The sequence below is a fragment of the Pseudomonas saliphila genome (assembly GCF_008638345.1).
Taxonomy (GTDB): Bacteria; Pseudomonadota; Gammaproteobacteria; order Pseudomonadales; family Pseudomonadaceae; genus Halopseudomonas; species Halopseudomonas saliphila.
Genome location: NZ_VTVA01000017.1, coordinates 38,088 through 51,634 on the forward strand (window position 1 = coordinate 38,088; position 13,547 = coordinate 51,634).

Consider the following 13,547-nt stretch of genomic DNA (forward strand, 5'->3'; position numbering starts at 1 on the left):
ATCAGCACCTAGAAAATGAAGTCCAGGTTGATAGAGAAGATCGTCGCGTTGCCGTCCCAATCAGGCTTGATGTTGCGGGCCAGCAGCCCGCTTTGATCTGCATTCAGATAGTCCAGCTGCGTCTTGAGGGCCAGGTTCTTTGCCAGGTCGTAACGGGCACCCACTGATAGGGTCTGCTGGGTCAGCCCGCCCTCACCATCCAGCTCGACACCGATATCACGATAGGCGAACCCGTCGGTGCGCGACCCGGAGAGCGTCACGTAAGGGGTAATGGACTTGATTCGGTAGCCGACCGATATGAATGCAGCATCGACATCGGTTTCATTCCCTGTGCGATCAAGATGACTGAGCATGGCCTGGACCTGCAGCGGGCCGCGATCATAGGCCACTCCCACAGAGGTTATATAGATGTTGTGCGAATCGAAGGTAGAGCGGATGTATTCCGGCAGTGCGGGGTCGCACTCCGGCGAGAAGGAGCAGTACATTTCCAGACTATCAAGGTCTCGCATGTACGCATCCGAAGCCTCCAGTTGATGCTTGACCTTGGTCGTACCCAGCTGCACCCGCCAGTTGTCCCACTCATAATTGATGTGACCACCGATCACCGTGCTGCCGCCGGCATCGAATACCGCCCCATCGCCCAGCGCTGAAGGGACCTTTTCGTCAGCCACCCCCGCGTAAAACTTGCCCCACAGTAAGCCATGGCCGACCGGACGGATGAGGGTAATATCGCCGCCGTCTATGTGCGACAGATAACGGTAACCGTAGTAATCCACCGGGGGCCGCGCCCAGAGATAGGAATAACCCACGTCCCGCGAATCGGAGAGCATATAGGTATCCAGCCCAATGCGGCCCAGGCGTAACTGCACGGCAGGGTCCGGCGCATAGCGCAGGAAAGCCCACGAAAGCTCCGGCTGGTAACGGCCTTCGTAGTTGTAGCGGCTACGCCCCTGCACCACAGCGGTCAGTTGGTCGTTGATCCGCCAATCCAGCTGCAGACCTAGGCGGGTATCCACATGCGCGCTCCAGGTGCCGGCCGGGCCATCGGGCTGGCCGATATCGCGGATATAGCCGGCTTCATCGCTGCTGTTTTGGGTTAACCCGAGAGTGCCGAACCCCCTAAGCGTGACGCGATCATCAAACAGGTCGGCGGCCAGCGTGCTACTGCAGCCGAGCATCGCCAGCCCAGCTAACAAATACCGTGAAGACATCTTAAATTCTCGGTGATGGATAACGAACCATGTGGTGATTATTCTACGGAGGACCGAAGGGAACCTCCATGTATCAATGCGAGACACTCGAGACCGCACGCGCGGAGTCAACCCAGGACGCTTTCAATCAGTTCCCGCTCTGGCTGATCGTCGCGGCAAGGCGCGCCCTCGTTATGGCATTAACGATCATGCAATCGAAGGGCGTTTAAAGGTTGTCGGCCGCTGAAACATGCCCTTGAAGCCGCTCGTCAGCCAGTAGGCCCGTTTGTGCGTAGCAAGCGCGCGCAAGCCAGCGCACGGCTCAGAGCCCTGGCTATTTCAAAGCGGGTTTTAGCGTCAATTTGGAATTAGCTTTCCCTTTCAAATCAGGAACTTCGCTTAACAGACAGGTCGAATCCATAAGAGCGATCGATAACCGATCGTTCGTGTATGTCCCTGACAACAGTGAGGAGATTGATACATGGCTACCAACAAAAACCCCGGCAATTTTGCCAATGACCGGGAGAAAGCATCAGAAGCCGGCAAAAAAGGCGGCAGCAACAGTGGCGGAAACTTCGCCAACGACCGCACGAAGGCTTCGGAAGCCGGCAAAAAAGGCGGCCAGAACAGCCGTGGTGGCGGCCGCAGTTAACGCACCCACAGACGGAGGCTACGGCCTCCGTTTTTAATGGCTTTTCGACAGCATCCCGCCTAACTCCAGCCTCGTTTGCAGCCCAGGAAATCCGCTCATTCGCCGACTACCAAGCCGTCTCGTGAACGAGACATCATGTAATGGCAATACAAAATCATGCTAATTGCACGGGTATTATTTGGCCATCGTGCAAAATGCAATGACCCCTTCATGTGCTGCATGGCCTAACCCACTGATAAACAAGGAAACTGGGCGCTTCACTCCTTTGGCATGGCTTTTGCTGATCTAACGGTGCACCACATTCAGCAATTCTGACGAAAGGAAAATTAAAAATGGAATACCGCGCGGCTTCCCTTGTCCCACTAGCGATCGCCCTTTTACTGGGAGCCGTGCTGAGTCTCTTTTTGCAGAATAGCTTCGATAAAACTGAAGCGCGCGCCCCTCTCCATTATGACGGCCATATCAGCAACGTCGAATGGAAGTTCCAGCGGCACTCAGAGGTCGCACCACCCGTAATGCGCACGACCGATAACCAGTTTGTGCAGAGCCCTGCCCCCCAACAACGGTGGGTGTTCTAGCCCGGCAACCGGTGGTAGTTAACCACCAGGTCGTAGAAGAGACAATCTGGACGCAACACTCGTAAGGAGGATGAAATGAAGATCGCAGCAGTAATTCTGACCTACAACCGGAAAGACCTCCTTAACCAGTGCCTTGACGCCGTAAAAAGCCAGACTCGGCCCTGTGATGAAGTCATTATTATTGATAACGCCAGCACTGACGGCACAGAACAGATGCTCCGCCAGCTGCCCATGCGCAATGTGACAATCCACCGCCTCTCCGAGAATATTGGCGCCTCGGGCGGGTTCAATGCCGGTTTCCGTCTTGCCTATCAGAGCGGAGCCGATCAGATCTGGATGATGGACGATGATGTAATTCCAGCCGAGGATGCGCTGGAACAGCTGCTGAACGCCGACACGCTGTTGTCTGAAAAGGCCATCGAACCCGCGTTTCTGTTATCGACTGCCTACACCGAGTCTGGCCTGGTGACCAATGCGCCCAGCATTGATCAACGCCCCAACCGAATTGCCTACGAAAACTGGCCCCTGACCCTTGAACACGGTCTGGCTCCCGTGCGCCGGGCAACTTTTGTTTCTATCCTGGTTCCGCGTCGCACGCTGGCCAGTTATGGCCTGCCTATCGCATCCATGTTCATCTGGGGCGAGGATACTGAATACACCCTGCGCATCACCGAAAATGCCCCCGGTTTCATAGTGGGAAACAGCAAGGTCGTGCACCTGCGCCAGGAGAACGGGGCAATCGATATCGTCGCCGAGAGCAACCCGAACCGGGTGAAATACCACCGGCATTACGTGCGTAACGAGGTGTTCGTAGCGCGCAAATACTATCGACCACGCCGGGTGGTCATATCGGTACTCCACCAATGCAAGGTCGCAATGAAACTACTGGGGCAGGGGCACTTCGCTAAAGCCGGCATCGTCTTCAGAGGCTTGCTCGAAAGCAGCACGTTTTATCCCGGTATCGAGTCGGTGGATGCTCCCTTCGAGAATCTGGGCGTCACCGTGAATAGCTTTGCCCCTGGCAGCACCGCCAAATGGGAGCAGCCCGACGACTTTACGCTGCTAACTTTCTGTGAAGCCCGGTTCTATCAGCAGCCCCTGGCGATTGCTTCGTCCTGAGGCTACCCCGCCGCATTGAGTCATCAACCTGTCACACCCCATCCCTAGACTGCCCCGGCTGGAGATAAAGGCATAGTGCCGCCATCTCCAGCCAATTCTTCACCAGCGGTCAGGGATAACAATGACGATCAGGCAAAAGACAGCGATGCTGGTGTGCCTCGGGCTGGCCGGCATCGGTTTGCTATACGCCTGCGGGGTGTATATCAAGCAGGTCGAGCGGGGCTTCCAACACCTCGAACAGCAACTCAGCGAGACGGCCTTCAGCATGGCCAGGCTGGAGGCAGACCTGGCGGCGTTTGCCCGTGACCCGGACACCCGTCTCGGCGAGCGCATCGAGCGATCACTGCTTGAACTGAGCGCCGGCTGGCCCGTTCTGCAGACACTGCAGCAGGACGCCGGGCTGCCCGACGCCGAGCTCGGGCTGGAGCAACTGATCGCGCAGCAGGCCGAAATCGCCGAACATTTCGACAGCCTGCGCAGCTATTGGACGCAGATCGGCTTTGAGCCGTCGCAGGGGCTGCTCGGCGAACTGGATCGGGTTTATACCCAGATCTCAGTCATTGCCGACCAGGAGTTCGATGCCGAACTGATCAGCAAGAGCGAGTTGCTGGCAGCCCCGGTGCTGCGCTTCCGCCTGGAGGGCGACCTGGCACAGTCCTCGCGCTTTCTGAAAATCCACCGGCAGATCGGGCGCTATCTGGCGCGTGACTTTGCAGCCACCGACCCGGCAAATCTGCCGCTGCTGCAGGACCTGTTCAGCCAGTACAAAGACCTTTTCATGAGCCTGGTCCTGATCACCGAGCAATTGGGCATCGACGACTCCAAGGGTGTGCGGGTGGTACTGAATGAGTCGCTGGGGCTGTTCCGTGATCGGGTCGATCAATTACTGCAGCTCAACCAGCATTCCATGCAGCAGCGCGAAGCCCGCTTTCGTAGCCTTGAACTGGGCCTGAGCGCCGCCATTGTCGTGGCCTTCCTCGCCGTGGCCTGGGCGTTGATGCGCGCCATCATGCGTCCGATCGAAGCACTAACCCGCACCCTGCAACATGTGCGAGATACCAAAGACATGTCCGCGCGCTTCAGGCAGACCGGCGACGATGAGATCAATCAGGCCGGACGCGTATTCAACGAGATGCTGGAGAGCTTTCAACAACTCAACCAGCAGATACGCCAGAGCAGTGACCTGATCGTCTCCTCCTCCGCTCAGCTATCGGTCAACAGTCGCGACGCGGCCAGCTCACTGAGTGAGCAGCAGGCGCATGTCGAGCAGTTCGCCGGGGCTATCGATGAGATGGAGTACTCGATGCAGGATGTCAGCCGCAATTGCACCGAGGGCGAACGTATCGCCGTTCTGGCACAGGAGCAGGTCGGGCATGGCGCACGCCTGGTCGAAGCCAACATCGCCTCCCTGCATGCGCTGGCCGGCACAGCGCGGGATACGTCAACCGCAGTGCTTCAGCTGGAGCAGGACAGCACAGGGATCACCCACATTCTCGACGTGCTTGGCGCTATCGCGGAGCAGACCAACCTGCTGGCATTGAATGCGTCCATCGAAGCAGCGCGGGCGGGCGAGAATGGCCGAGGCTTTGCCGTGGTCGCCGACGAAGTGCGCAACCTGGCCCACCGCTCACAGCAGTCTGCACGGGAGATTGCCGGCCAGGTAAACGCGCTGCAGCAGACCGCCAGGCAAGCCGCTGCGATGATGAGTCAGAGCCTGACGGAGAGCGAAACCGCGGCGACCAATGCCGGCGGCATTCTCGACGCGTTCCAGGCTATCACCAGCGGCATGCATGAGTTGAGCGGCAAGACCGGAGAAATTGCCACCGCGATCGAACAACAGACCACCGCCGTCGCCGAGATCAATCTGCGCATCGGCGGCTTCAGCCAGTTGCTCCGCCGCAGCGCCGAACAGGTCACCCACAACGCCAGCGCCAGCGAGTCCATTACTGGCCAGGCGCAGGTCATGGAGCAGGCCCTGGCGCGGTTTTCCCACCATGCCTGATCGCTCGTACGCGAATCGACCATTGTCCGATCGACGCATGCGCACTAGGCTAGCGGTTCACCATGCTTCGAGATACGCGACTGATGCCCTGCAAGCAGGCGGCGCCTACCGGTAACCGTTAAGAGGCGTTGCGCATGACGACCAACCCCGCACATCCTGCGGAACATAGCTGGCAGATCTTTCTGATATTCCTGCGTCTGGGCCTGACCTCCTTCGGCGGACCGGTGGCTCACCTGGGCTACTTCCGCGAGGAGTTCGTCAATCGACGCCGTTGGCTCAGCGAGAAAAGCTATGCTGATCTGGTTGCGCTATGCCAGTTCCTGCCTGGCCCGGCGAGCAGTCAGGTCGGCATGGCGCTGGGACTGACACGCGGCGGTTACCCCGGAGTGGTTGCGGCATGGTGCGGATTTACCTTGCCCTCGGCGATGTTACTCATCGCTTTTGCCCTGGGACTGAATGCCTGGGGTGAGGCGCTGCCCGGCGGCGTGCTGGACGGGCTCAAGATTGTTGCCGTGGCGGTGGTGGCGCAGGCGGTCTGGGGCATGGGCCGCAATCTGTGCCCGGACACACCGCGCATCAGCCTCATGCTGGCGGCTACCTGTCTGGTGCTGCTGATGCACAATCCGCTCGCTCAGGTAGCGGTCATTGTCATCGCCGGTCTCCTCGGCACATGGCTGTTCACGCCGCCTGCCGATACCGAACATGAGGCCTTGCCGGTCGCAGTGAGCCGACGCGCGGGCAGTCTCTGGTTGACGCTCTTCGCCGTGCTCTTACTGGGATTGCCGCTGCTTGCTGGCGCCTTTGCGTCGCAAACGCTGGCGCTGGTTGACGCTTTTTATCGCAGCGGGTCGCTGGTATTCGGCGGCGGCCATGTCGTACTGCCGCTGCTGCAGGCCGAGGTCGTGCCGCCCGGCTGGGTCGACAACAATACCTTTCTGGCCGGGTATGGCGCCGCTCAGGCAGTACCCGGCCCGCTCTTTACCTTCGCCGCCTACCTTGGCGCCTCAATGAACAGCGCGCCGAGCGGTTGGCTTGGCGGACTGATTGCCTTGCTGGCGATCTTCCTGCCGTCGTTCCTGCTGATCGCCGGCGCCCTGCCGTTCTGGGAAGCCTTGCGTCGCCGTCGGCGCGTGCAGGCGGCGCTCATGGGTATCAATGCCGCGGTGGTGGGGCTGTTACTGGCGGCGCTGTACGATCCGGTGTGGACCAGCGCGATTCACGACCCAGCGGATTTTGCTTTGGCCTTGGCTGCGCTCATCGCGCTGACCCGCTGGAAGATGCCTGCGTGGCTGGTGGTGCTGGGCTGTGGCGTCATCGGCATCGTGATCTGAGCCGCCCCGCCTGAGCGGGCGCCTGCTGCACGCTCATCGGTCTGCCCTGTTACTCATCGCACTTAAGACGTAGAATACGCGGTTCGCTTTTCCGACTCGCTTTTCCGGTGCTCCCTTCTGTACGCCGGCCGGCACCGACTTCTCTCTTTTCCCGCAGGGCTTCATCTTGATTTCAACCGCGAATATCACCATGCAATTCGGGGCAAAACCCCTTTTCGAGAACGTTTCCGTCAAATTCACCGGCGGCAATCGCTACGGTCTGATCGGCGCCAACGGCAGTGGCAAGTCGACGTTCATGAAAATTCTCGGCGGAGATCTGGAGCCTTCTGGCGGTCAGGTTATGCTCGAACCCAACGTGCGCCTCGGCAAGCTGCGCCAGGATCAGTTCGCTTATGAAGACTTCAGCGTGCTGGATACGGTGATCATGGGCCATGAAGAGCTATGGAAAGTGCATGCCGAGCGCGATCGCATCTATTCGCTCCCGGAAATGAGCGAAGCGGACGGCATGAAGGTGGCCGAACTGGAAACCGAATTTGCCGAGATGGACGGCTACACCGCCGAGTCCCGCGCCGGCGAATTGCTGCTGGGCCTGGGTATTCCGCTGGATCAGCATGGCGGCCCGATGAGCGAGGTCGCTCCAGGCTGGAAACTCCGGGTATTGCTGGCGCAGGCGCTGTTTTCCAATCCGGAAGTACTGCTGCTCGACGAGCCGACCAACCACCTGGACATCAACACCATCCGCTGGCTGGAAGGCATACTGACCTCGCGCAACAGCACCATGATCATCATTTCCCACGACCGCCACTTCCTGAACAGTGTGTGTACGCACATGGCTGACCTGGATTTCCGCGAGCTGCGGCTGTTCCCCGGCAACTATGACGAATACATGACCGCCTCGACTCAGGCCCGCGACCGCCTGCTCTCCGACAACGCCAAGAAGAAGGCGCAGATCGCCGAGCTGCAGACCTTTGTCAGCCGCTTCTCTGCCAACGCCTCCAAGGCCAAGCAGGCCACCAGCCGCGCCAAGCAGATCGACAAGATTCAGCTGGACGAGGTCAAGCCCTCCAGCCGCATCAGCCCTTTCATCCGCTTCGAGCAGAACAAGAAACTGCACCGCCAGGCCGTCATTCTGGACAAGGTCAGCCAGGGGTTTGATGGTGTGCCGTTGTTCAAGAACCTCAGCCTGCAGATCGAAGCCGGGGAACGGGTAGCCATCATCGGGCCCAACGGTGTTGGCAAGACCACCCTGCTACGCACCCTGGTACGCGAGATGGAGCCGCTGGCCGGCACCGTGAAATGGGCCGAGAGCGCTGACCTGGGCTACTTCGCCCAGGAGCACGGCGATGACTTCAAGTACGACTGCAACCTGTTCGAATGGATGTCGCAGTGGACCCAGGGTGGCGAGCAGATGGTACGCGGCACACTTGGCCGCATGCTGTTTTCCAACGACGACATCGACAAGTCGGTCAAGGTGATCTCCGGTGGCGAGCAGGGCCGCATGCTGTTCGGCAAGATGATCCTGAAAAGGGCCAATGTGATGATCATGGACGAACCCACCAACCACCTTGATATGGAATCCATCGAGGCGCTGAACCTGGCCCTGGACAATTACGACGGCACACTGATTTTCGTCAGCCATGACCGTGAGTTCGTCTCCAGTCTGGCCACGCGCATTATCGAGTTGTCCCCAGACGGCGTGACCGACTTCAGCGGCACCTACGAAGACTACCTGCGCGAGATTGGCATCGCCTCCTGAGCTTCAACTGAAGAACGGGCGCACCCACTCACCCAGGGCGCGCCCGTCCAGCACCAACCAGTCGATCCAGAACAGCTGATGCAGCAAGATGATCAGCCAGAACACCAGCTGATAGGACAGCTTGCGCGTCTTGTGTCGCAATACCTGTTGCGCCACCAGCGCCCCAGGCCAACCGCCCAGAGCTTCCGCCAGATGCAGCCGTTTTTCCGGGATGCGCTGGCGCGACGCGATGGCGCTGCCCTTGTCGGATCGATACATCAGGTAGCTGATAACACTCCCCACGATGTAGATCGCCAGTGGCCAGTAAATCGCACCACCAGCCAGCTGTAGCGAACCGACCAGCGGCAACCCGCACAACAGCCCCAACGCCACCAGCTTGAACGTCCGGTGCTGAACACCCGCCCTACCCGGCTGATGTCGCCGGTTACCGGCCGCTTGTGATCTGGCACCCGGCTTGCGCGGCGGTTCTGCTGCTCGTCCCATTGTTTTCCTCTCTATCCCTATCCGCCCCAGCGAATCTGTGGTGATTTTGCGCTACGCTTTCATTCATTGACAGCGCGCCGCCCGGCAGGACGCCGGGCCGGCACCTTCAGGCAAAGCGATGGTCAATATGGTTCAGACAGGACATCCAACTGAAAGGCGACGACATGCAGAATAATCAGCGCGAACAAGGACAGATCGAGCGAGCACTCGTCTCTGCATTGACCGAGGCCTGCGAGACCGCAAAAAGCGAAATAGTGGGCTTCTCATGGCTTACCCACGAAGTCGAGCGTCATGCCTTTCCATCCAGCCTGCAGATTATCTGGGTCTTCGATATCCGCGAAAATCTCACCCGCGCACTCGAAAGCGGTCAGGGCAAACGCATGTATCAACTGAGCGCTGACGCGCTGAAAGAGGCCGGTATCGCCCTCAGCAATGTGGAAGCCCATGTCCGTTTTGACACGGAGGAAGACTGTGCCCGGGTTAACGGCGGCGACTGGCAGTCCCGACTGGCGTCGCTGCGCTCTGCCACCCCCTGATCCCCAGCAATGGAGCGCACTAGCGCGCAACAGCGTTGCGCGCGGAACTTAAGCCGGCGGTTAATCTCAGATATGAGCCTCAAGCCACCTGAACAAGGCCAACTACCATGAGCGAAACAGCACTCACAACCGAGCAATTGCTAGCCCAGCCCGAAGCCGATTACATGAATGAGGGCCAACTGGCGTTCTTTCAGAAGCTGCTACTGGAGCAGCGCGCTGATCTGCAAGCGCGCATCGACGCCGAGTTCAAGGCGTTACGTGACTACGAGCCGAACACAGACATTGCTGATAGCGGCAGCGCCGAAGAACAACGCCAATGGCAACTGCGCCTGCTCGAACGGGAAAAGAAGCTGCTCGACAAGATTGACCAGGCCCTCGATCGTATCGCCGACGGCAGCTACGGCTGGTGCGCCGAGACCGGCGAACCCATTGGGCTGAAACGGCTGCTGCTACGCCCGACCGCTACGCTTTCCATCGAAGCCAAGGAACGCGAAGAAGAGATGGAAAAGCACCTGCGCGAGGCCTGAGCAGTCCACGCGAACTCTTCGCCGGACAGCGCGCCGGCGAAGATGCGCGGGTTACTTCACCAGCTGGCGCGACGTCTCCAGGTACTCTGACCCCTTCTCCTTCACTGTCGCAGCGTCCGACTTTTCGGAGGCGACATGCACCTCTTCCAGCGTTTCCGCCAGATCCTCAAGTTCATCCTGGATTTTCGCCAAGGCGTTTTCCAGCGTGTAGGTCAGCTCGTGCACTTCATGCAGCTCTGCAGCGGTCAGCTCGTCCTGTTCAACCAGGGCGGACAGCTTCTCATTGTATTCAGAAAAATTGCTCACCGCCTGCGGCAGTGTCTCCGCGGCCTCTCCCTTGAAGTGGTCCGGGCGCTCGCTAGCCATGAGCGTCGGGCTAGCCAGAGTAATCAGCGCAGCCACGATCAATCCGCGTGCTTTCATGTGTCGATCCTTGCGTAGTGGGTTCGAAGGGAACGATAGCATAATGCGAATTATTATCAATACGATCCTTGCGCTATTGTCACACCTGCTCAAATCGCTGTAATCACCCTGTCATGCGGTATTGGCCAATATAGGACGTGCGATATGGCATACACGTTCACGGAGCAAACCCATGACGTTCCAACCAGATAATGCAACCGACAGCACCAGCACCCAGCGTCGTCAGCGTCGCCTCGAGCAGGACAAAAAACGCATGGCCTATCGACGCGCCATTGAGGACTACCGTGACGGTCAGGTCCTGCACAAGCAGGTCTGTGACTTTCACGATCTGCTCGGCAGCCAGCTGCGCGATTCGAGCCACTGGTATTAGATTCAGGTGGTGAAGCGCGCTGCCAGCTCGCGGATCAGTGCTCGCTCCTCGCGCATGAACGCCAGAAAAGCCTCTGCCACGGGGCTTAGGCGCTTGCCTCGGGCATGCACGGCGCACCAGCTGCGATAAAGCGGCAGCTCGCTGAAATCCAGTTGCACCAGCTCGCCGCTGCGCAGAAAGGGCGCCGCGGCATGCTGGGTGACCAGCGTCACGCCCAAGCCGGCCAATGCGCCCTGGATAATCGAATCGCCGGAACCCAACTGCAGCACGCGGCGTGGATGCACACGCTTTTCATCCAGATACTCGTCCGCTGCTTTTTGCGTGCCCGAACCCGGCTCGCGCTGCAGCAGTACATGCTGTTCCAGTTCCGCGAGCGCCAGGCCCGTGCGCCCGGCCAATGGATGATCCGGCCGCGCCACCGCGATGATCGGATTGTTCAGAAAGGGGAAGAACTCCAGCGCCCGATCCTCCGGCACCAGTGCCATCAGCACCACGTCATCACGGTTATCCTGCAGGCGCTGTATCACCTGAGTTCGGCGCGTCACCTCCAGACGGAAGCTCACGTCCGGATAGCGCTGCAAAAAGGCGGCGAGAAGATGCGGCGTCAGGTACTGAAGGCTGCTGACGACCGCGATGCGCAACTCACCGCGCAGACTGCCCTTGAGCGTCGATAAGCTCATGTCGAGGTTGTCGAGCCGCTGAAACACATCTTCGCTCGCCTTCAGCAGATGATTTGCCGCCTCGGTGAGATACAGCTTGCGCCCGACATATTCAAACAGCGCGGCACCCACCAGCTCTTCCAGTTGTCTGATCTGCTGACTGACCGCCGATTGCGTCAGCGCCATCTCGTCGGCCGCGCGGCTGTAGGACAGCGTATGACAGACCGCGCGGAAGACCTGTAACTGGCGCAAGGTGATTCGCCACAATGATCGACGCATAACATTCCTTAAAGGTTTTGAACCCAGCTAGATACATTAGTAATTACTAATACCTTGCGCAATTATTATTCGTTTCTCTCCGCGCACCACCAGGCGTAAGTTGATCAAGGTCTTCACGCGTCAGGGCCGTGACGCCGTGTTGACCTTTCCGACCACCCTCAGGAGGAACGGCCATGATCAAGAAAATACTCATCGCCAACCGCGGTGAAATTGCCGTCAGAATCGTGCGCGCCTGCGCCGAGCTGAATATTCGCTCGGTCGCCATCTATGCCGAGGCCGATCGGTACGCATTGCACGTCAAACGCGCCGACGAAGCCTATAACGTTGGCAGCGACCCGCTGGCGGGTTATCTGAACCCGCGCCAGCTGGTCAATCTGGCGGTGGAAACCGGCTGCGATGCGCTGCATCCGGGCTATGGCTTCCTCTCCGAGAACGCCGAACTGGCAGAGATCTGCGTCGAACGCGGTATCCGCTTCATTGGCCCGTCCGCAGAAGTCATTCGCCGCATGGGTGACAAGACCGAGGCCCGGCGCAGCATGATCAGGGCCGGCGTACCGGTAACGCCCGGCACCGAAGGCAACCTGAGCGATCTGCAGAACGCGCTGGCCGAAGCCGAGCGTGTCGGCTACCCGATCATGCTCAAGGCCACCTCTGGCGGCGGCGGCCGCGGGATCCGCCGTTGCAACAATCAGCATGAACTGGAACAGGCGTGGCCCCGGGTCATATCCGAAGCGACCAAGGCCTTCGGCTCGGCGGACGTGTTCCTGGAGAAATGCATCGTCAATCCGCGTCACATCGAAGCGCAGATCCTCGCCGACAGCCACGGCAATACCGTGCATCTGTTCGAGCGCGACTGTTCGATCCAGCGGCGCAACCAGAAGCTCATCGAGATCGCGCCCAGTCCGCAGCTGACGCCGGAGCAGCGCGCCTATATTGGCGACTTGTCAGTGCGCGCAGCCCAGGCAGTGGGTTACGAGAACGCCGGCACGGTGGAGTTTCTGCTGGCCGAGGGCGAGGTGTATTTCATGGAAATGAACACCCGCGTGCAGGTCGAACACACCATCACCGAGCAGATCACCGGCATCGATATTGTCCGCGAGCAGATTCGCATCGCCTCGGGCCTGCCGCTGTCGGTGAAACAGGAGGACATCAAATATCAGGGTTATGCCATCCAGTTCCGCATCAACGCCGAGGATCCAAAGAACGACTTTCTGCCCTCCTTCGGCAAGATTACCCGTTACTACGCACCGGGCGGGCCTGGCGTGCGGGTGGATACCGCGATCTATACCGGCTATAGCATTCCGCCCTATTACGATTCGATGTGTCTGAAGCTGATTGTCTGGGCGCCAACCTGGGAAGAAGCGCTCGACAGAGGGCTGCGCGCACTGGATGACATGCACCTGCACGGGGTGAAGACCACCACGCAGTACTACCAGGAGATCCTGCGCAATCCGGAGTTCCGCACGGGCGTATTCGACACCAGCTTCGTCGAGACCCATCCCGAGCTCACGCGCTACTCCACCAAACGCAAGCCAGAGGAAATAGCCCTGGTGATCGCAACGGCCATTGCCGCACATGCCGGACTCTAACGATTAACTGCCGCTTGAGGCAGAAGGCGAAACGCCGGGGAAACCCAGGCAAC

General features: G+C 59.4%; 12 protein-coding genes and 2 pseudogenes. 10 read left to right on the forward strand and 4 right to left on the reverse strand.

The annotated features are described in order from the left end of the window. Positions 1–8 precede the first annotated feature (8 nt). Positions 9–1,211: a porin gene (locus tag FHK95_RS16200; RefSeq protein ID WP_150305677.1), complete on the reverse strand. Its 1,203-nt coding sequence runs from the start codon at positions 1,209–1,211 to the stop codon at positions 9–11. A 481-nt stretch (positions 1,212–1,692) separates the two neighbouring features. Here FHK95_RS16200 and FHK95_RS16205 point away from each other — a divergent pair. The 6 genes and pseudogenes from FHK95_RS16205 to FHK95_RS16225 all read left to right on the forward strand — a co-directional run. After that, positions 1,693–1,842: pseudogene (locus FHK95_RS16205) on the forward strand (general stress protein); the annotation flags it as partial. 653 nt (positions 1,843–2,495) lie between these two features. Continuing rightward, positions 2,496–3,539: a glycosyltransferase family 2 protein gene (locus FHK95_RS16210; RefSeq protein WP_150305679.1), complete on the forward strand. Its 1,044-nt coding sequence runs from the start codon at positions 2,496–2,498 to the stop codon at positions 3,537–3,539. Positions 3,540–4,536: 997 nt separating this feature from the next. After that, a pseudogene (locus FHK95_RS20510) lies at positions 4,537–4,677 on the forward strand (HAMP domain-containing protein); the annotation flags it as partial. Continuing rightward, positions 4,672–5,541, forward strand: coding sequence for a methyl-accepting chemotaxis protein (locus FHK95_RS20515; RefSeq protein ID WP_408003637.1), 870 nt, complete (start codon positions 4,672–4,674; stop codon positions 5,539–5,541). The pseudogene FHK95_RS20510 and the gene FHK95_RS20515, both read left to right, overlap by 6 nt. Before the next feature lie 134 nt (positions 5,542–5,675). Continuing rightward, complete coding sequence (gene chrA, locus FHK95_RS16220) at positions 5,676–6,872, forward strand: chromate efflux transporter (RefSeq protein WP_150305681.1); 1,197 nt, start codon at positions 5,676–5,678, stop codon at positions 6,870–6,872. A gap of 166 nt (positions 6,873–7,038) precedes the next feature. Next, complete coding sequence (locus FHK95_RS16225; protein ID WP_150305682.1) at positions 7,039–8,628, forward strand: ABC-F family ATPase; 1,590 nt, start codon at positions 7,039–7,041, stop codon at positions 8,626–8,628. A 3-nt stretch (positions 8,629–8,631) separates the two neighbouring features. On the opposite strand, the gene FHK95_RS16230 is transcribed toward FHK95_RS16225, so the two are convergent. Further along, a complete protein-coding gene (locus FHK95_RS16230; protein ID WP_150305683.1) occupies positions 8,632–9,111 on the reverse strand; it encodes a DUF1294 domain-containing protein in 480 nt (159 codons plus the stop codon). A gap of 164 nt (positions 9,112–9,275) precedes the next feature. Here FHK95_RS16230 and FHK95_RS16235 point away from each other — a divergent pair, with 164 nt between their 5' ends. Beyond that, the gene (locus FHK95_RS16235) at positions 9,276–9,647 is read left to right on the forward strand and encodes a hypothetical protein (protein WP_150305684.1); all 372 of its coding nucleotides are present in this window, start codon (positions 9,276–9,278) and stop codon (positions 9,645–9,647) included. A gap of 107 nt (positions 9,648–9,754) precedes the next feature. Continuing rightward, positions 9,755–10,174 carry an RNA polymerase-binding protein DksA gene (gene dksA, locus FHK95_RS16240; RefSeq protein ID WP_150305685.1) on the forward strand — a complete coding sequence of 140 codons (420 nt, stop codon included), beginning with the start codon at positions 9,755–9,757 and terminating at the stop codon, positions 10,172–10,174. A gap of 51 nt (positions 10,175–10,225) precedes the next feature. Here the strand turns inward: dksA and FHK95_RS16245 are convergent, their stop codons facing one another. Next, positions 10,226–10,597, reverse strand: a complete 372-nt coding sequence (locus FHK95_RS16245) for a DUF6746 family protein (RefSeq protein ID WP_150305686.1) — start codon at positions 10,595–10,597, stop codon at positions 10,226–10,228. 172 nt (positions 10,598–10,769) lie between these two features. Here FHK95_RS16245 and FHK95_RS16250 point away from each other — a divergent pair, with 172 nt between their 5' ends. Continuing rightward, positions 10,770–10,967 carry a hypothetical protein gene (locus FHK95_RS16250; RefSeq protein WP_150305687.1) on the forward strand — a complete coding sequence of 66 codons (198 nt, stop codon included), beginning with the start codon at positions 10,770–10,772 and terminating at the stop codon, positions 10,965–10,967. A gap of 2 nt (positions 10,968–10,969) precedes the next feature. Here FHK95_RS16250 and FHK95_RS16255 read toward each other — a convergent pair whose 3' ends face one another. Continuing rightward, positions 10,970–11,905, reverse strand: coding sequence for a LysR family transcriptional regulator (locus FHK95_RS16255; RefSeq protein WP_150305688.1), 936 nt, complete (start codon positions 11,903–11,905; stop codon positions 10,970–10,972). A gap of 173 nt (positions 11,906–12,078) precedes the next feature. On the opposite strand from FHK95_RS16255, the gene FHK95_RS16260 reads away from it, so the two are divergent. Then, the gene (locus FHK95_RS16260) at positions 12,079–13,494 is read left to right on the forward strand and encodes an acetyl-CoA carboxylase biotin carboxylase subunit (RefSeq protein WP_150305689.1); all 1,416 of its coding nucleotides are present in this window, start codon (positions 12,079–12,081) and stop codon (positions 13,492–13,494) included. Positions 13,495–13,547: the final 53 nt, after the last annotated feature.